Genomic DNA, 15,786 nt, shown 5'->3' on the forward strand with positions numbered 1-15,786 from the left:
CCGCTACGAAGCCGGGGCGACGAGCCGGTACCCGACGCCGCGTACGGTCTCGATCAGCGCCGGCATGCGCAGTTTGGAGCGCAACGACGCGACATGCACTTCCAGGGTGCGCCCGGTTCCTTCCCAGCTGGTGCGCCACACCTCGCTGATGATCTGCTCCCGGCGGAACACCACGCCGGGGCGCTGGGCGAGCAGCGCGAGCAGGTCGAACTCCTTGCGGGTCAGCTGGACCGCAGAACCGTCCACGGTGACCTGGCGGTTGGGGAGTTCGATGCGTACGGAGCCGAGCAGCAGCATGGTCTCGCCGGGGGCCGACGCGTCGTCGTGGGCGGTGCGCCTGCTGACTGCATGGATCCTGGCGAGCAGTTCCCCGGTGTCGTAGGGCTTCACCACATAGTCGTCGGCACCGAGGTTGAGGCCGTGGATGCGGGACCGTACGTCCGCGCGCGCGGTGACCATGATCACCGGCGTGGCGGTCCGCTTGCGGATCTTGCCGCAGACTTCGTAGCCGTCCTGGTCGGGCAGTCCCAGGTCGAGCAGGACGACACCGAAGCCGTCGCTCTCCGGGACGAGCGCCCGCAGGGCCTCCTCGCCGCTGCGTGCGTGCGTGACGTCGAAGCCGTGCCGTGCCAGCACCGCGGACAGGGCGGCGGCGACGTGATTGTCGTCCTCGACGAGGAGCAGTCTCATTCCGACCCCCTCCGGTTCATCGGTCGTACGATCTGTTTCATGAGCGCGGTACACGCGCGTGCACCATGGAAGTCACGCCGATGGACAAGGACGGCGTCAAGGGGCTTCGGGTTGCCCGGGGCTTCCGTTACCCAGCCGGTACGCACATCTGTACAGGCTGCTACGACACGTGTCCGATTGCTACCGGATCGTGATGCTCAAGTTCCCCTCAGATGTAATGACGCTGGTCATGCGGCGTTACTACTGTCCTCCGAAACCGAGGAGGACGGAGCCCAAAAGCGATGACCGAAGTATCGGCGGCCAAGGACGCCATGGCCGCGACCGACGAACTGGTCGTCCTGAAGAGCGTCAACAAGCACTTCGGCGCGTTGCACGTGCTCCAGGACATCGACCTGACGATCACCCGTGGCGAGGTCGTCGTGGTCATCGGGCCCTCCGGGTCCGGGAAGTCCACCCTGTGCCGCACCATCAACCGCCTGGAGACGATCGATTCGGGTGACATCCGGATCGACGGCAAGCCGCTGCCCCAGGAGGGCAAGGGGCTCGCCCGGCTGCGGGCCGATGTGGGCATGGTCTTCCAGTCCTTCAACCTCTTCGCACACAAGACCGTGCTCGAGAACGTGATGCTGGGGCAGATCAAGGTCCGCAAGACCGACAAGAAGGCGGCGGAGGAGAAGGCCCGCGGGCTGCTCGACCGCGTCGGCGTCGGCACGCAGGCGGACAAGTACCCGGCACAGTTGTCGGGCGGCCAGCAGCAACGCGTCGCCATCGCGCGGGCGTTGGCGATGGACCCCAAGGTCATGCTCTTCGACGAGCCGACCTCCGCGCTGGACCCCGAGATGATCAACGAGGTCCTCGAAGTCATGCAGCAGCTCGCCCGGGACGGCATGACGATGATCGTCGTCACCCATGAGATGGGCTTCGCTCGTTCGGCTGCCAACCGGGTCGTCTTCATGGCCGACGGCCGCATCGTCGAAGAGGCTGTGCCGGACCAGTTCTTCAGCAATCCGCGCAGCGACCGTGCCAAGGACTTCCTCTCGAAGATCCTGCACCACTGACGTCCCCGCGCGTGGGGACCCTGACATCCCCGCGCGCGGGGGACCACTCTCGTCACCCGCCCGCCGACGGAACGCACTTCGCCCTTACTCAAAGGATGTTCACCATGAAGCTCCGCAAGGCAGCCGCCGCCTCGGCCGCCGTACTCGCGCTCGCCGCGACCGCCACCGCGTGCGGTTCGAGCGACAAGAACGACAGCGGGTCCTCGCCCTCGGGCGGCGGCAAGATCAAGGTCGGCATCAAGTTCGACCAGCCCGGTCTCGGCCTGAAGCAGCCTGACGGTTCGTTCGCCGGTTTCGACGTGGACGTCGCGACCTACGTGGCCAAGCAGCTCGGATACAACCCCGACCAGATCGAGTTCGTCGAGACCAAGAGCGCCGACCGCGAGAACGCGCTCGCCCGCGGCGACGTGAAGTTCATCGCGGCCACCTACTCGATCACCGACGAGCGCAAGCAGAAGGTCGACTTCGCCGGCCCGTACCTGCTGGCGCACCAGGACCTGCTGGTCAAGACCGACTCGGACATCACCAAGGGCACGGACCTCAACGGCAAGAAGCTCTGCTCCGTGACCGGCTCCACCTCGGCGCAGAACGTCAAGGACTCCATCGCTCCGAAGGCCAACCTGCGCAAGTACAGCGGCTACTCGGAGTGCATCGCGGGCCTGCAGAGCGGCGCCGTGGACGCGGTGACCACCGACGACTCGATCCTCGCGGGCTTCGCCGCGCAGGACAAGTACAAGGGTCAGTTCAAGCTCGCCGGGCTCAAGCTGAGCAACGAGAACTACGGCGTCGGTATCAAGAAGGGCGACACCGAGCTGGAGAAGAAGATCAACGCCGCGCTGACGAAGATGGTGGCCGACGGCGCCTGGAAGACGGCGGTCGAGAAGAACTTCGGCCCGGCGAAGTACAAGTACGAGCCGGCCCCGAAGATCGGCGTGATCGTCAAGTGACGCAGGGGACGTGATCGTCGAGTAACGCAGGGGATCACCAGGTCACGCAGGGACCCTCGGGCAACGCAGGGATCCGCGGTTCCCGCGGGGCTGCGCAGGTGTGCCGTCGCCCACCGCGATCACGGCGGCGGCACACCGCGTCCACCCCGTCCGCCCATTACGCCACCACCCGGAAGCGCGGGAGATCGTGTTCGACTTTCTTCAAGGTTATGACGTCCTAGGGGCGTTCTGGATGACGGTGAAACTCACCGTCTTCTCCGCCCTCGGCTCCCTGGTCCTGGGCACCCTGCTGGCCGCGATGCGGGTCAGCCCGGTCCCGCTCATGCGCGGGTTCGGCACGGCCTACGTGAACATCGTCCGGAACATCCCCCTGACGGTCATCATCGTCTTCAGCTCGCTCGGTCTCGCGGACATCTTCGGTGTCACGCTCGGCGCGCCCGACAACTTCGATCTCCAGGGTTTCCGGCTCGCGGTGCTCAGTCTCGTCGGCTATCACGCGGCCTTCGTCTGCGAGGCGCTGCGCTCCGGCATCAACACCGTGCCGGTCGGGCAGGCCGAGGCGGCACGCGCGATCGGGCTGAGCTTCGGGCAGACCCTCCGGCTCGTCGTGCTGCCGCAGGCGTTCCGTTCCGTCATCGTCCCGCTGGCGAACGTGCTCATCGCGCTGACCAAGAACACGACCGTGGCCGCCGCCATCGGTGTGGCCGAGGCCGCCACCCTGATGAAGACGATGATCGAGAACGAGGCCCAGACGGTCCTCATCGCCGCGTTCTTCGCCTTCGGGTTCGTGGTCCTGACCCTCCCCACCGGCCTCATTCTCGGCTGGCTGGGCAAGCGACTGGCGGTGAAGCGATGACCTCCGTTCTCTACGACGCCCCCGGCCCCCGCGCCAAGCGTCGCAATGTGCTCCTCTCGGTGGTCTTCGTCGTCCTGCTCGCGCTGCTCCTGTGGTGGATCTGGCTGACGATGGACGACAAGGGCCAGCTGAAATGGGCCCTGTGGGAGCCGTTCACCACGGCGGACGCCTGGAGCACGTATCTGTGGCCGGGGCTTGTCGGCACGTTGAAGGCCGCCGCGCTCAGCATGGTGATCGCCCTTCCGCTGGGCGCCGTCCTCGGGATCGCGCGCCTGTCCGACCACCGCTGGGTGCGCGTTCCCGCGGGCGCCGTGGTCGAGTTCTTCCGGTCGATCCCGGTCCTGCTGCTGATGCTGTTCGCGAACGAGCTCTACGCCAAGTCCGCGAACATCGCGAGCGAGGACCGCCCGTTCTACGCGGTCGTCACCGGGCTGGTTCTCTACAACTCCTCGGTCCTCGCCGAGGTCGTACGGGCGGGCATCCTCGCGCTCCCCAAGGGACAGACCGAGGCCGCGTACGCGATCGGTCTGCGCAAGGGCCAGACGATGACCAGCATCCTGCTGCCGCAGTCGGTCACCGTGATGCTCCCGGCGATCGTCGGCCAGCTCGTCGTCATCGTGAAGGACACCGCGCTGGGCGGTGTGATGATCGGCTACGGGGAACTTCTCACCGCGCGCAGCACGCTCGCGGCCAACTACGCCAACGTCGTCCCGAGTTTCATCGTGGTCGCCGTCATCTTCATCGTGGTGAACTTCGCGATCACCAGCTTCGCCTCCTGGCTGGAGGGCCGGCTGCGCCGCGGCAAGAAGACGACCGGCGCGGTGCTCTCCGCGAACGACGCGACCATCGCCGGTACGGCGGCGACGGGGGCGGGTGGGGGCGGCGAATAGGCGCGCGGTCCGACGAATCGTCCGAAGAACAGTCGACCGGTGTGACCGGCGGGGCCAGTGGCATGATCGCCGCTGACCCCGTCACTTGACGCAAGCAGCGGCAATGGGTTGCATACGTTCTGTGATCGTGCACCCCGCTCCACCTGCCTGTTCCCGTACGTCCCTCAGGACACAGCTCCGGGCAGGGGGCACCGCGCCGTGGACCCGGTGATCATCGTCGGAGCAGGGCCCGTGGGGCTCACGCTCGCCCTTGCGCTGGCCCGCCAGGAGGTCCCCTCCGTGGTGCTCGACGAAGGGCCCGGCAAGGACGAACTGCGGCTCGCGCGGACCGTCGTGCTGCGCGAGGACACGGTCGCGCTCGTCGAGCGGCTGACAGGTCTCCCTCTGGACGACGCCGGCTTCCGTTGGGCCGGATGGCGGTCGATGCGGCGCAAGCAGGTGACGCGCGCGATCTCGTTCGGCGAGGAGAGCTCCGGGAGCGCGGAGAGCACGAACGGCGCCGCCGGTTCCCGGGCCGCCGAGACCACGTGGGGCGACGGTCCTCGGGGGGCCGTCGCCGCGCGCGGCACCGGCGTTGCCCGGGGCGCGGAAGGCCCGGCGGAGGGTGAGGAGTTCACCGCCCCGCTGCACATCGCCCAGCACGCGCTGACCGGCGCCCTGCGCGAGGCCATCATCCACGAGCGGCTCGTCAAGGTCGCCGTGCACAGCCGCCTCGACTCCGTCGAGCAGGACACCTCCGGCGTCACGGCACACACCCGGGGCCCCAACGGCACCTGGTGGCGCGGCAGTTACCTGGTCGGCTGCGACGGACCGCGCTCGACGGTGCGCAAGCTCCAGGACATCCGCTTCCCCGGGCGTACCGCCGTCGAGCGGCACGCCGTGGCGGCCCTGCGCACGGAACTTCCCTGGCCCGGCGAGGCGTTGCTGCACCGGATGACGCCGTGGCGGACCTCCGGCCCCTCCGCGGGCGAGGTGAGCGCGCGCCCGCTCGCCGAGGACGTGTGGCGTCTGGACTGGCTGCTGCCCCCGGGCAAGGACCTGGTCACGCCCGACCTGCTGGTGGCGCGGATCCGGGAGACCCTCGGAGCCTGGAGCGGAGGCACCACACCCGCGTACGAACTGCTCGACACCGGAGTCCACACCGTCCACCACCGGCTCGCCCGCCGATGGCGCGCCGGCCGGGTCTTCCTCGCCGGGGACGCGGCCCATCTGCTCGGTGCCCTCGGCACCCAGGGCCTGGACGAAGGGCTGCGGGACGCCGACAACCTCGCTTGGAAACTGGCCCTGGCCTGGCACCACGGCCCGCACAAAACACTCCTCGACAGCTACCAGGCGGAGCGGCGCGCCGTGGTCGCCGCCCGGCTGCGCGCCGCCGATCAGGCGCTGCCCCTGCTGCGGAGCGGCGGCGGCCTGCGTGCCTATGTCCCCGGGTCCGCGCGGGGTCACGACGCGTTGCTCACGGACGGCCACCTGGGTCGCGGCCCGCTGGGCGCGCCGGGGGCGTACGCCGACTCCCCGCTCACGCCTCCGCCTGTCGAGTCGCACGCCCCTGTCGACACCGAGCCCGGCGCACCGGTCGTCGATGTGCGGGTGACCGCGGAGGACGGCTCGTTCGTACCGCTGCGGGAGCGGCTCGGGCGCGGGGTCCTGCTCGTCGTGCTGATCGCTCCGGGTACGGGGGTGTGGGAGCGCAAGCACTGGGTTACGGCCGGCATCATGCCCCGGCTCGCCGCCGCCGTGACCGCGCTGCCGCACCCCGCCGAACTGCTCGTCGCGGAGGGTTACCCGGGTGCGGCGGCGCACACCGTGCTCCTGGTCCGCCCCGACGGACACCTGGTCACCGCGCTCGGCGGGGTCCGCCCGGCCGACCTGTACGAGGCGGCCGAGGCGACCCTCGGCGGACCGGCGCAGGCGCAGGCGGAGACCGCCGCGGAGGCGACGGCGGGCAGGCGCTGAACGGCCACGGGCGGGAGCTGAACGACGGCGGACGGAAGCTGAACGGCCACAGGGGCGAGTGGAACACTCGGTAACCGTCCGGCCTGGGGTTTCCCAGTTCCTGGGGTCTCCATGGTCCATATGGTGACGGTTAGTTGACCGGTCTGCGCCACCATGGTGTACTCCGGATCGTGACCGACACCTGTGTGCGCCTGTGGCGGAGGGTCCATATGGACCTCGTCCGCTATGCGGGCTGCGTGTGTCGTCCGTCCCTCTGACTTCGCATCCTCGTCATCCCGCGCGCCGCTCTCGTGCCACCGCGCGCTCCTCACGCGAACTCTCAGGACGGTCCGAGTGTCTGTGTCACCCTCTGTCTCGACGTCTGCCGCCGCTTCAGCCGATTCCGCTGTCTCCGCCGCACCGCGTACCCCCACCCAGGCCGACCTGCTCGCCTTCGTACGCCGTACGGCGGCCGATGCCGGGCTGATCGCCTCGCTCCCCCTCGACCCCGAGGGCCGCACCTGGGTGCGGCTCGAAGGCCCTGGCGGCAGCGAGGCCTGGCTCATCGGCTGGCCACCCGGCACCGGAACCGGCTGGCACGACCACGCCGAATCGGTGGGCGCCTTCCTCACCGCGTCGGGCGAACTCAAGGAGAACTCACTCGCCGCCCGGCTGCCCGCCGACGGCTGGAAGACCCTGGAACTCACCGAGGAGATCGACCGGCAGCGGAAGCTGCCCGCGGGAACCGGCCGCGGCTTCGGCCGTCATCACGTGCACGAGGTACTCAACGAGTCCACCGAGGCGCACGCGATCTCGGTCCACGCCTACTATCCGCCGCTCCCGCAGATCCGCCGCTACAGCCGTACGGGCCAGATCCTGCGTCTGGAGCACGTCGAGCGTCCGGAGGACTGGCAGTGAGCACCCGGCCGCCCGTGGGCATCGACGCGTTGCTGGAACAGGTCCGCGCGGGTCTGGACCGGGTGGAGGCCGAGGAGGTGTTCGAGGCCGTACGAAGTGGCGAAGCGCTCCTGGTCGACACCCGGTACGCCGCCCTGCGCGAACGCGACGGCCTGATCCCCGGCGCGCTCGTCGTCGAACGCAACGAACTGGAGTGGCGGCTCGACCCCACGGGCAGCCACCGCGCCCCGGAGGCCACGAGCCATGACCTGCGGATCGTGGTGTTCTGCAACGAGGGGTACGCCTCCAGCCTCGCCGCTGATTCCCTGCGCCGACTGGGACTGCACCGGGCCACCGATCTGGTCGGTGGCTTCCAGGCGTGGAAGAACGCCGGCCTTCCGGTGACGGCAGCCGGCACGGAGAGCTGACCACCGCTCACGCTCACGAAGGGCTCGCACTAACGAAGGACGGTCACCGGCTCGTGCACAGGTGACGTATCAAGCCGGCCCGTGCACAGGTGACCGAGCGAGCCGACTCGTACACCGGTGACCGAGCGAGCCGGCGGCGGTCTTGTGCCGGACGAACCGCCCCTCATGCCGAACCCCGCGGGATCGCTCACACCGAAGCCCGTGGGATCAGAACCCCTCGTCCCCGAGCCCCTCCGTGTCCTCGCCTTCTTCCTCCAACGCCTGGCGGACCACACGCAGGGCCATGCCCTGGGGGTAGCCCTTGCGGGCGAGCATGCCCGCAAGGCGCCTCAGTCGCTTGTCGCGGTCGAGTCCGCGTGTGGAGCGCAGCTTGCGGGCGACCAGTTCACGCGCGGTCGCCTCCTCCTGCTCGGAATCGAGCTGTCCGACGGCCTCGTCGATCAGTGTCGATTCCACGCCCTTGGTCCGCAGCTCCTGGACGAGCGCCCGTCGGGCCAGCCCCCGGCCGTGGTGGCGGGACTCGACCCAGGCGTCCGCGAAGGCGCTGTCGTTGATCAGCCCGACCTCCTCGAACCGTGACAGCACCTCGTCCGCCACCTCGTCCGGGATCTCGCGCTTGCGCAACGCGTCCGCCAGCTGCTTCCGGGTGCGCGGGGTCCCGGTGAGCAGGCGCAGACAGATCGCGCGCGCCCGCTCAGCCGGGTCCCCTGGGGACTCCCCCTTCTCGGCCCTCGACGAGGAGGAGGCGCCTCCGTCCTGCGGGTCGCCGGACGGCTCACCGAAACCGCCACGCCTTCGACGACCTCGTCCACCACGCGGTCCGCCCTCACCGCGTCCACCACGCCGGGAGGCCGCGTCCGGCGAACCGTGACCGCCCGGCAGGCCGTCACCCCACCGCACGTCACCGCCCGTCGAACCGCCACCGTCCGGACCACCGTCGTCCGGACCGACGCCGTGGAAACCGTCGGCTCTGTGGAGCCCGTCGTCGGTGCCGTACGGCTGACCGCCGTACCCCCCGGCACCGCCGTACGACCTGTCACCGTCTCCGGCCGGGCCGCCGTCTCCCCCGCCGTACTCCTGCCCCTGCCCCTCTGGGATGAGGGGGTAGGCGTACTCGGCCCAGTCGGTTCGTCGTGTCATGGACTAGCTCTTTGCCGCCGTGGCCCTGGCCTTGGTGGTCTTGGCGGCCGGAGCGGGCACCGTCTTCGCGGCGTCGTCCGGGGCAGCCGAGACCGCCGCGTCCGCGCCCGGCTCGGCGGTGGGCGCCACGGGCTTCACCCCGACGCCCAGCTTCTCCAGGATCTTCTTCTCGATCTCGTTGGCGAGATCGGGGTTGTCCTTCAGGAAGTTGCGCGCGTTCTCCTTGCCTTGGCCGAGCTGGTCGCCCTCGTACGTGTACCAGGCGCCGGCCTTGCGGACGAAGCCGTGCTCGACACCCATGTCGATCAGGCCGCCCTCGCGGCTGATGCCCTGCCCGTAGAGGATGTCGAACTCGGCCTGCTTGAAGGGCGGCGCGACCTTGTTCTTGACGACCTTGACGCGCGTGCGGTTGCCGACCGCGTCCGTGCCGTCCTTCAGCGTCTCGATGCGGCGGATGTCGAGTCGCACCGAGGCGTAGAACTTCAGCGCCCGGCCACCCGTGGTGGTCTCCGGGGAGCCGAACATCACGCCGATCTTCTCGCGGAGCTGGTTGATGAAGATCGCGGTGGTCTGGGACTGGCTCAGCGCGCCGGTGATCTTGCGGAGCGCCTGGCTCATCAGACGGGCCTGCAGACCCACGTGCGAGTCGCCCATCTCACCCTCGATCTCCGCGCGCGGCACCAGGGCGGCGACGGAGTCGATGACGATGAGGTCGAGGGCACCGGAGCGGACCAGCATGTCCACGATCTCCAGGGCCTGCTCGCCATTGTCCGGCTGCGACAGGATCAGGTTGTCGATGTCGACGCCGAGCTTCTTCGCGTACTCGGGGTCGAGGGCGTGCTCGGCGTCGATGAACGCCACCTGGCCGCCGGCCTTCTGCGCGTTCGCCACCGCGTGCAGGGTCAGGGTCGTCTTACCGGAGGACTCCGGGCCGTACACCTCCACCACTCGGCCGCGCGGCAGGCCGCCGACACCGAGGGCGACGTCGAGCGCGGTCGACCCGGTGGGGATGACCTCGATGGGCTCATTCGGCCGCTCGCCCAGGCGCATCACTGCACCCTTACCGAACTGCCGTTCAATCTGCGCGAGCGCGGCGTCGAGCGCCTTCTCGCGGTCGGTTCCTGCCATGGGTTCCACCCGGTTTGCTTGAGTCGATCGCTTCACGTCAAAGACGCTAACGCCTGCCACTGACAATGCGCCCCGACGCCCGTCCGGCCTGTGGATAACTCGGGCACATCTCCGTCGAAACCGTGCCGAATTCCCCGTCGAGAGCTCCGCCGGAACTTCCATGAGAATGGATGTTCGATTTTCGTGTCAAGCGCACCACGCGACACCTCCGAGACTACGTTCACGCTCCGACAACGCCCCGAAGATCCCACCGGGAGAGGCCCCGCACCCGCCTCGGCGCCTCTCCCGTACCCGGCACCTGCCCCGGGACCTGGGCTACTCTCCCGGGCGTACCGCCGGTGTCTTCGGCCGTACGACGACTCCACCCGGCCCGCACGGCAGGCTGTGGGCCATGCGAACGACGAGGTCCCGTCCCCTGATACCGCTGATACCGCCGAAGCCCTCGCTCCGGCCGGCCGAGCGGCTCTGCCGCGCGACGGGCGCCCTGCTCGTCCTCTCGGGCTGTCTGCATCTGCTGGTCTTCGCCGTCGACGGCGGCCCGTGGGACGGTCCCGTCTCCTGGCGCAAGCCCGTCACCTTCGGGCTTTCCTTCGGACTGACCCTGATCGCGATCACCTGGGTCACGTCGTACGTGCGGGTCGAGGCGAGGTGGCGCACCGCGCTGCTCGTCGTGTTCGCCGCGGACTGTGTGGTGGAGGTCGGCGGGATCACCCTCCAGGCATGGCGCCGGGTGCCCTCGCATCTCAACATGGAGACCGGCTTCGACACGGCTGTGTCCATGACGCTCGCAGTGGGTGGCGGGGTTCTGGTCGTGGTGCTGACCCTGTTCGCCGTCGCCTCGTTCCGGAGGCGGCCCACGGGCCCCCTCGGCATGCCGCTCGCCGTGCGCTCGGGGTTCGCGATCCTGCTCGTCGCACTGGCCTCGGGCGCCGCGATGATCGCGCGCGGGGTCGTCCTCACCCGGACCGGCCACCAGGAGGCCGCGTACCACTCGACGGCTCCGCTCAAGCCGCTGCACGGAGTGAGCCTGCACGCCGTCCTGGTGCTGCCCGCGCTGGCCTGGCTGCTGTCGCGCACCGACTGGAGCGAAACGGTCAGACAGCGGGTCGTACAGGGAGCGGTCGGCTGCTACGCGACGGCCGTCGTCGTCGCCGGTGTCCACGCCGCCCTCACCTGGTGAACGCGCGGCGGGCACCCGCTCACCGGCCGAACTGCCGCCGCACGCGCGCGAGGAGGCCGGCCGAGCTGCGCGTACGGTGCCCGTGCACCCGCGGGTCGTCCGTGACGTCGTAGCGCTTCACATACGCCCCCAGGAACGCCTGCAGGGTGGCGACGGCGGGGATGGCGATCAGCGCGCCGACGGCCCCGAGGAGCGCGGTGCCCGCGATGACGGACCCGAAGGCGACCGCGGGGTGGATGTCCACCGTCCTGGAGGTCAGTTTGGGCTGGAGCACATAGTTCTCGAACTGCTGGTAGACCACGACGAAGACGAGCACCCACAGCGCGTACCAGGGGTCGATCGTGAACGCGATCAGCATCGGCAGGGCGCCCGCGAGATAGGTACCGATGGTCGGGATGAACTGCGAGACCAGCCCCACCCACACGCCGAGCACGGGCGCGTAGGGCACGCCCAGCGCCTCCAGCAGGATGTAGTGCGCCACGCCCGAGATCAGCGCCATCAGACCACGTGAGTACAGATAGCCGCCGGTCTTGTCGACGGCTATCTCCCAGGCGCGCAGCACCTCGGCCTGCCGGGCCGGCGGCAGCACCGAGCACAGCGCGCGCCGCAGCCGCGGTCCGTCGGCGGCGAAGTAGAACGAGAACAGCGCGACCGTCAGCAGCTGGAAGAGGCCGCCCAGCACCTGCCCGGACACGTCCAGGACGCCGGTGGCGCTGTTCTGCACGTACTTCCGCAGCCAATCGGAGTGGAGCAGGCCTTCCTGGATGTCGACCCGCCTCAGGTCGGTGTGGAAGTGCGTGTTGACCCAGTTGATGACCGAGTCGAGGTAGTCGGGGAAGCCCTCGATCATCTTGATGATCTGGCCCGCGAGCATCGAGCCGAGCAGGGTGACGAACCCGGCGATCATGATCAACGAGCCCAGGAAGACAAGGAAGGCGGCCAGCCCTCTGCGCACACCCCGTGATGCCATCCAGCTGACCGCGGGTTCTATCGCGAGCGCCAGGAAGAACGAGATCAGGATGTTGATCAGCAGGCCGGTGAGCTGGTGGAACGCCCAACTGCCCAGCTGGAACACGGCTATGAGCGTGAGGGCGAGCACCATGGCACGCGGCAGCCAGCGCGGCATGCGCGCGCCCTGCCCGGCGGCGTCCCCGCCCGGTGGGGCGGGTGGCGTCGTGCCGAACGGTGATGCCTGCTGATCGACCTGCGTGTTCTCGTCTGTCGGGGCCACCCGGCAAGTCTGGCCCACGCCACCGACACCGGGTCCACGTGCCCCCGGACTTCTGTCCCCGTCAGTGGTTTTCGTACGGAACGTCCATGGTCGCGCACACCACGCGCCACACGTCCTTGGCCTCCCAGCCCGCGTTCAGCGCCTCGTGGACGGTGCGCCCGCCCAGTTCCGTCATCACATGATCGCGCGCGAACGTCTCGGCGTACCCCGCGCCGAAGTGATCAGCCATTCGCTGCCAGAAGACCGTCAACCGCATGACCCCAGTATCCCGCCCCTGAGAGTGGGCCCGAGCCGGGACCGCGTGCCGAGACCGCTTTCCGTCCTACGGTCTGACCCATGGCCGAAACCGGAGCATCTCCACTCCCCCAGACGCCCCCCGCGTACTCCCCACTCGCGCGCGCCGAGCACTTCGTCTGGCTCACCGCGCGCGTACTGGAACAGCGCCGCTTCGCCTACCACTTCCTGGGCGGCGGCGCCGACGCGGTGGAGACCGCGCTGGCCGCCTACCGCAACGACGACGAGGGGTACGGTCACGCGCTCGAACCGGATCTGCGCGGCCCCGTCAGCCAGCCGCTGCACACCGGGCACGCGCTGCGTGTGCTCGACTCGATCGGCCGCTGTGGCGGACAGCGCGTGGAGCGGGTGTGCCGCTATCTGACCTCCGTGTCGGCTGCGGACGGCGCCCTGCCCGCCATCCGTCCCAGCCAGCGCGGGTATCCGACGGCCCCGTTCGTGCCGATCGTCGACGACCCGCCGAGCGAACTCCTCGCCACCGGCCCGGTGGTCGGCCTGCTGCACCGCAACGCGGTGTGGAACGCCTGGCTGTTCCGGGCCACCGACTTCTGCTGGCAGGCGGTCGAGTCCCTGGAGAAGTCCCATCCGTACGAGGTGGAGGCGGCGGTCGCCTTCCTGGACTCCGCGGCCGACCGCCCGCGGGCGGAGGCGAGCGCCGACCGGCTGGGCCGCCTCGTCCGTGAGCAGCGGCTCGCCGCGCTGGACCCCGACCGCCTGGAGGCGTACCCCGTCCCGCCGGGTTACGCGCCGGGGGAGCGCCACTTCCCCCACGACTACGCGCGGACCCCGGACTCGCTCGCGCGCGCGTGGTTCACCGACGAGGAGATGACGCGCTCGCTGGACCACCTCGCGCACGAGCAGCGGGAGGACGGCGGCTGGCCGATCCGATGGCGTCAGTGGGCACCGGGCACCGCCCTGGAGTGCCGTCCCATGGTGACGATCGAGGCGCTGCGTACGCTGCGGGCGTACGGCCGGTCCATCAACTGAGGCGACCGCCGACCCTGGCGCCTGGACGCCAGACCGGCGTGTCCGGGGGGCCTGTCGGGTGGCTTGCCGGTGTGTCCGGGTGTCGGCCCCGCGTGCCGGGGTGTCAGCCCGTCATCGCGCGGACCCCGGCCGTCACCACCACGGCCGCGGCGACCACCAACAGGAACGGGGCACGCAGGATCAGTGCGACGGCCGCCGCGGCGAGCCCGGCGGCCTTCGCGTCGACGACGAGGACGCGCCCGTCGGCGAAGGTCTGCTGGGCCGTGAGGGCGGCGAGGAGCGCGACGGGCAGCAGAGCGGCGAGGCGCTGCACGAGCGGCCGCTCCAGTACGCCCGCGGGGATCAGCAGGCCGATGAGTTTGAGGGCGTAGCAGCCGACGGCGGTGGCGCCGATGGCGATCCAGATGTTCAACGGTCTTCCCCTGACACGTCGTTCTGCGCGTCGGCCGGTGTCTCGTTCACCGCACCGGCCGGTGCCTCGTTCGCCACTCCAACAAAGACGTCGTCGGCGGTCTTCGTGCCGCGGCGCCCTGTCACGTAGAGCACGGCGGGGGCGGCCAGGGCGGCCACCAGCACGGGAACGCCGGCGGGCAGCACGGGCAGCAGACCGAGCCCCAGAAGGACGGCGATTCCCGCGACCGCACGTTCCGTGGTGGTCTTCAGCATCGGTGCGAGCAGAGCCAGGAACACGGCGGGCCCGGCCGCGTCCAGGCCCCACGCGTCGGTGTCGCCGATGGCCTCGGCCCCGGCCGCGCCGAGCAGGGTGGTGAGGTTCCACAACAGGTAGAGGGACAGGCCGGTGACGGTGAAGCCGATCCGGACGCTGCGTCGGGTGGGCTGGGAGAGCGCGACGGCCGTGGTCTCGTCGATCACCCACTGCGCGGCGAACGGGCGCACCGCGCGCGGGAGGGCGAGGAGCTGGGACAGACGCAGCCCGTAGAAGGCGTTGCGGACCCCGAGGAAGAACGCGCCCGCGGCCGCGGTGAGCGGGTTGCCCCCGGCCGCGAGGGCGCCCACGAGCGCGAACTGCGACGCCCCGGTGAACACCAGGAGGCTGAGGGCGCAGGTCTGGAGCAGGGTGAGCCCGCTGCCTGCCGAGGTCACCCCGAAGGCGAAACCGGACAGTCCGACGGCGACCCCGACTCCAAGGGCGTCGCGGACGACGGCGGCGTCGGGTTTTCCGCCTTCTTCACTGCGTATGTCTGCGAGAGCTGTCTGTTGTGCCACGCACCGGACGGTACGAGGAGTCCCCCCTCGGCGTCTTGTACGTTCTTGCGCTCCCGCTGGTAGGCGCCCGGAGGGACGCCCACGATCCGGCCGAAATGGCGGTTGAGGTGCGGCTGGTCGGTGAAGCCGACGGCGACGGCCACCTCGGCGGGCGCGGAACCGGCGTCCAGAAGGTGGCGTGCCCGGCGTACCCGCGCGTCGGTCAGCCAGGTGTGGGGTGGCATGCCGTAGGCGTCCCGGAACGCGCGCAGCAGCGCGAACGAGCTGGTGCCGAGGTCGACGGCGAGCCGCTCAAGGGTCGGTGGCTCGGCCATCCGCTCCTCCAGTACGCCACGCGCGCGTGCGGCGAGCCTGGCGCCCGCGGTGCGCACGGCCCGCTGCGGCAGCGGCCCTCCGTTCAACCGCAGCAGCCGGGTCACGGCCACCCGCAGCAGGGTGTCGGCGGCCAGTGCGTTGCCCTCCTCCGCGGCCCTGAGCACCTGGTTGACCAGGCCCGCCGCGTAGGGGTCGTCCAGTACCGGACGGGTGAATCCGGGGGTGCCGCGAAGGGTGGTGGTCTCGGCGGCGATCTCGGCCACCATGTCCGGCGAGGGGTACACGGCGCCGTACCTCCAGCCTTCGGGAACGCCCGCGCGCCCGGTGTGCGGAGTGTCGGGGTTGACGAGTGCCAGGGAGCCGGGACCCGCGTACTGGTCGACGCCGCCGTGGTGGAAGACCTCGACGCCCTCGGTGACGGCGGCGATGACGAAGTTCTCGTGGGTGTGCCGAACGAAGATCTTCTCGACGTAGCGGGCCCGCAGCAGATCGACACCGGGCAGCTCCGCGTACTGCCAGTGCCGTGCCCGCTCCTGCCCCGAACCTGCCACGTCCTCATTCTCCGCCACCGCTCCAGGACCCA

The 15,786-nt window shown here is 70.1% G+C and carries 18 protein-coding genes; 10 read left to right on the forward strand and 8 right to left on the reverse strand.

The window, feature by feature from the left end; all coding sequences use genetic code 11:
* Nucleotides 1–3: 3 nt before the first annotated feature.
* Nucleotides 4–690: a response regulator transcription factor gene (locus N4G66_RS36225; protein ID WP_261708553.1), complete on the reverse strand. Its 687-nt coding sequence runs from the start codon at nucleotides 688–690 to the stop codon at nucleotides 4–6.
* Nucleotides 691–971: 281 nt separating this feature from the next.
* Here N4G66_RS36225 and N4G66_RS36230 point away from each other — a divergent pair, with 281 nt between their 5' ends.
* From N4G66_RS36230 to N4G66_RS36260, 8 genes are all read left to right on the forward strand, one after another.
* Nucleotides 972–1,748, forward strand: a complete 777-nt coding sequence (locus N4G66_RS36230; RefSeq protein WP_261708554.1) for an amino acid ABC transporter ATP-binding protein — start codon at nucleotides 972–974, stop codon at nucleotides 1,746–1,748.
* Between the two features lie 104 nt (nucleotides 1,749–1,852).
* Nucleotides 1,853–2,695, forward strand: a complete 843-nt coding sequence (locus tag N4G66_RS36235; RefSeq protein WP_261708555.1) for a glutamate ABC transporter substrate-binding protein — start codon at nucleotides 1,853–1,855, stop codon at nucleotides 2,693–2,695.
* A 187-nt stretch (nucleotides 2,696–2,882) separates the two neighbouring features.
* The gene (locus tag N4G66_RS36240; protein WP_261708585.1) at nucleotides 2,883–3,551 is read left to right on the forward strand and encodes an amino acid ABC transporter permease; all 669 of its coding nucleotides are present in this window, start codon (nucleotides 2,883–2,885) and stop codon (nucleotides 3,549–3,551) included.
* On the forward strand, nucleotides 3,548–4,441 hold the full coding sequence (locus N4G66_RS36245; RefSeq protein ID WP_261708556.1) for an amino acid ABC transporter permease: 894 nt from the start codon (nucleotides 3,548–3,550) through the stop codon (nucleotides 4,439–4,441). Before N4G66_RS36240 ends, N4G66_RS36245 begins: the two co-directional genes overlap by 4 nt.
* Before the next feature lie 198 nt (nucleotides 4,442–4,639).
* Nucleotides 4,640–6,397: an FAD-dependent monooxygenase gene (locus N4G66_RS36250; RefSeq protein ID WP_261708557.1), complete on the forward strand. Its 1,758-nt coding sequence runs from the start codon at nucleotides 4,640–4,642 to the stop codon at nucleotides 6,395–6,397.
* A gap of 185 nt (nucleotides 6,398–6,582) precedes the next feature.
* On the forward strand, nucleotides 6,583–6,654 hold the full coding sequence (locus N4G66_RS46050; RefSeq protein WP_355987938.1) for a putative leader peptide: 72 nt from the start codon (nucleotides 6,583–6,585) through the stop codon (nucleotides 6,652–6,654).
* Nucleotides 6,655–6,730: 76 nt separating this feature from the next.
* Entirely contained in the window at nucleotides 6,731–7,294 is a 564-nt protein-coding gene (locus N4G66_RS36255) for a cysteine dioxygenase (RefSeq protein WP_261708558.1), read from the forward strand.
* The gene (locus tag N4G66_RS36260) at nucleotides 7,291–7,701 is read left to right on the forward strand and encodes a rhodanese-like domain-containing protein (RefSeq protein WP_261708559.1); all 411 of its coding nucleotides are present in this window, start codon (nucleotides 7,291–7,293) and stop codon (nucleotides 7,699–7,701) included. Before N4G66_RS36255 ends, N4G66_RS36260 begins: the two co-directional genes overlap by 4 nt.
* Nucleotides 7,702–7,908: 207 nt before the next feature.
* Here N4G66_RS36260 and recX read toward each other — a convergent pair whose 3' ends face one another.
* Complete coding sequence (gene recX / locus N4G66_RS36265; RefSeq protein WP_261708560.1) at nucleotides 7,909–8,841, reverse strand: recombination regulator RecX; 933 nt, start codon at nucleotides 8,839–8,841, stop codon at nucleotides 7,909–7,911.
* A 3-nt stretch (nucleotides 8,842–8,844) separates the two neighbouring features.
* The gene (recA, locus tag N4G66_RS36270; protein ID WP_261708561.1) at nucleotides 8,845–9,969 is read right to left on the reverse strand and encodes a recombinase RecA; all 1,125 of its coding nucleotides are present in this window, start codon (nucleotides 9,967–9,969) and stop codon (nucleotides 8,845–8,847) included.
* Nucleotides 9,970–10,360: 391 nt separating this feature from the next.
* Here recA and N4G66_RS36275 point away from each other — a divergent pair, with 391 nt between their 5' ends.
* A complete protein-coding gene (locus N4G66_RS36275) occupies nucleotides 10,361–11,149 on the forward strand; it encodes a hypothetical protein (protein ID WP_261708562.1) in 789 nt (262 codons plus the stop codon).
* A gap of 19 nt (nucleotides 11,150–11,168) precedes the next feature.
* Here N4G66_RS36275 and N4G66_RS36280 read toward each other — a convergent pair whose 3' ends face one another.
* Entirely contained in the window at nucleotides 11,169–12,380 is a 1,212-nt protein-coding gene (locus tag N4G66_RS36280) for an AI-2E family transporter (protein ID WP_261708563.1), read from the reverse strand.
* Nucleotides 12,381–12,441: 61 nt separating this feature from the next.
* On the reverse strand, nucleotides 12,442–12,636 hold the full coding sequence (locus N4G66_RS36285) for a DUF3046 domain-containing protein (RefSeq protein ID WP_261708564.1): 195 nt from the start codon (nucleotides 12,634–12,636) through the stop codon (nucleotides 12,442–12,444).
* 80 nt (nucleotides 12,637–12,716) lie between these two features.
* On the opposite strand from N4G66_RS36285, the gene N4G66_RS36290 reads away from it, so the two are divergent.
* Nucleotides 12,717–13,661 carry a hypothetical protein gene (locus tag N4G66_RS36290; protein WP_261708565.1) on the forward strand — a complete coding sequence of 315 codons (945 nt, stop codon included), beginning with the start codon at nucleotides 12,717–12,719 and terminating at the stop codon, nucleotides 13,659–13,661.
* A gap of 103 nt (nucleotides 13,662–13,764) precedes the next feature.
* Here the strand turns inward: N4G66_RS36290 and N4G66_RS36295 are convergent, their stop codons facing one another.
* Genes N4G66_RS36295 through N4G66_RS36305 form a run of 3 tightly spaced genes read right to left on the reverse strand, consistent with a single transcriptional unit; the run spans nucleotide 13,765 to nucleotide 15,754 of the window.
* On the reverse strand, nucleotides 13,765–14,073 hold the full coding sequence (locus N4G66_RS36295) for an AzlD domain-containing protein (RefSeq protein WP_261708566.1): 309 nt from the start codon (nucleotides 14,071–14,073) through the stop codon (nucleotides 13,765–13,767).
* The gene (locus N4G66_RS36300) at nucleotides 14,070–14,861 is read right to left on the reverse strand and encodes an AzlC family ABC transporter permease (protein ID WP_261708586.1); all 792 of its coding nucleotides are present in this window, start codon (nucleotides 14,859–14,861) and stop codon (nucleotides 14,070–14,072) included. Before N4G66_RS36300 ends, N4G66_RS36295 begins: the two co-directional genes overlap by 4 nt.
* Entirely contained in the window at nucleotides 14,762–15,754 is a 993-nt protein-coding gene (locus N4G66_RS36305; RefSeq protein WP_261708567.1) for an AraC family transcriptional regulator, read from the reverse strand. Before N4G66_RS36305 ends, N4G66_RS36300 begins: the two co-directional genes overlap by 100 nt.
* Nucleotides 15,755–15,786: the final 32 nt, after the last annotated feature.

The organism is Streptomyces rhizosphaerihabitans (genome assembly GCF_025399795.1).
Taxonomy (GTDB): domain Bacteria; phylum Actinomycetota; class Actinomycetes; order Streptomycetales; family Streptomycetaceae; genus Streptomyces; species Streptomyces rhizosphaerihabitans.

Bases quoted from the DNA above. Each gene is read 5' to 3' on its own strand.
- N4G66_RS36225 (WP_261708553.1), bottom strand. From the start codon at position 690: ATGAGACTGCTCCTCGTCGAGGACGACAATCACGTCGCCGCCGCCCTG.
- N4G66_RS36230 (WP_261708554.1), top strand. From the start codon at position 972: ATGACCGAAGTATCGGCGGCCAAGGACGCCATGGCCGCGACCGACGAA.
- N4G66_RS36235 (WP_261708555.1), top strand. From the start codon at position 1,853: ATGAAGCTCCGCAAGGCAGCCGCCGCCTCGGCCGCCGTACTCGCGCTC.
- N4G66_RS36245 (WP_261708556.1), top strand. From the start codon at position 3,548: ATGACCTCCGTTCTCTACGACGCCCCCGGCCCCCGCGCCAAGCGTCGC.
- recX (WP_261708560.1), bottom strand. From the start codon at position 8,841: ATGACACGACGAACCGACTGGGCCGAGTACGCCTACCCCCTCATCCCA.
- recA (WP_261708561.1), bottom strand. From the start codon at position 9,969: ATGGCAGGAACCGACCGCGAGAAGGCGCTCGACGCCGCGCTCGCGCAG.
- N4G66_RS36275 (WP_261708562.1), top strand. From the start codon at position 10,361: ATGCGAACGACGAGGTCCCGTCCCCTGATACCGCTGATACCGCCGAAG.
- N4G66_RS36285 (WP_261708564.1), bottom strand. From the start codon at position 12,636: ATGCGGTTGACGGTCTTCTGGCAGCGAATGGCTGATCACTTCGGCGCG.
- N4G66_RS36290 (WP_261708565.1), top strand. From the start codon at position 12,717: ATGGCCGAAACCGGAGCATCTCCACTCCCCCAGACGCCCCCCGCGTAC.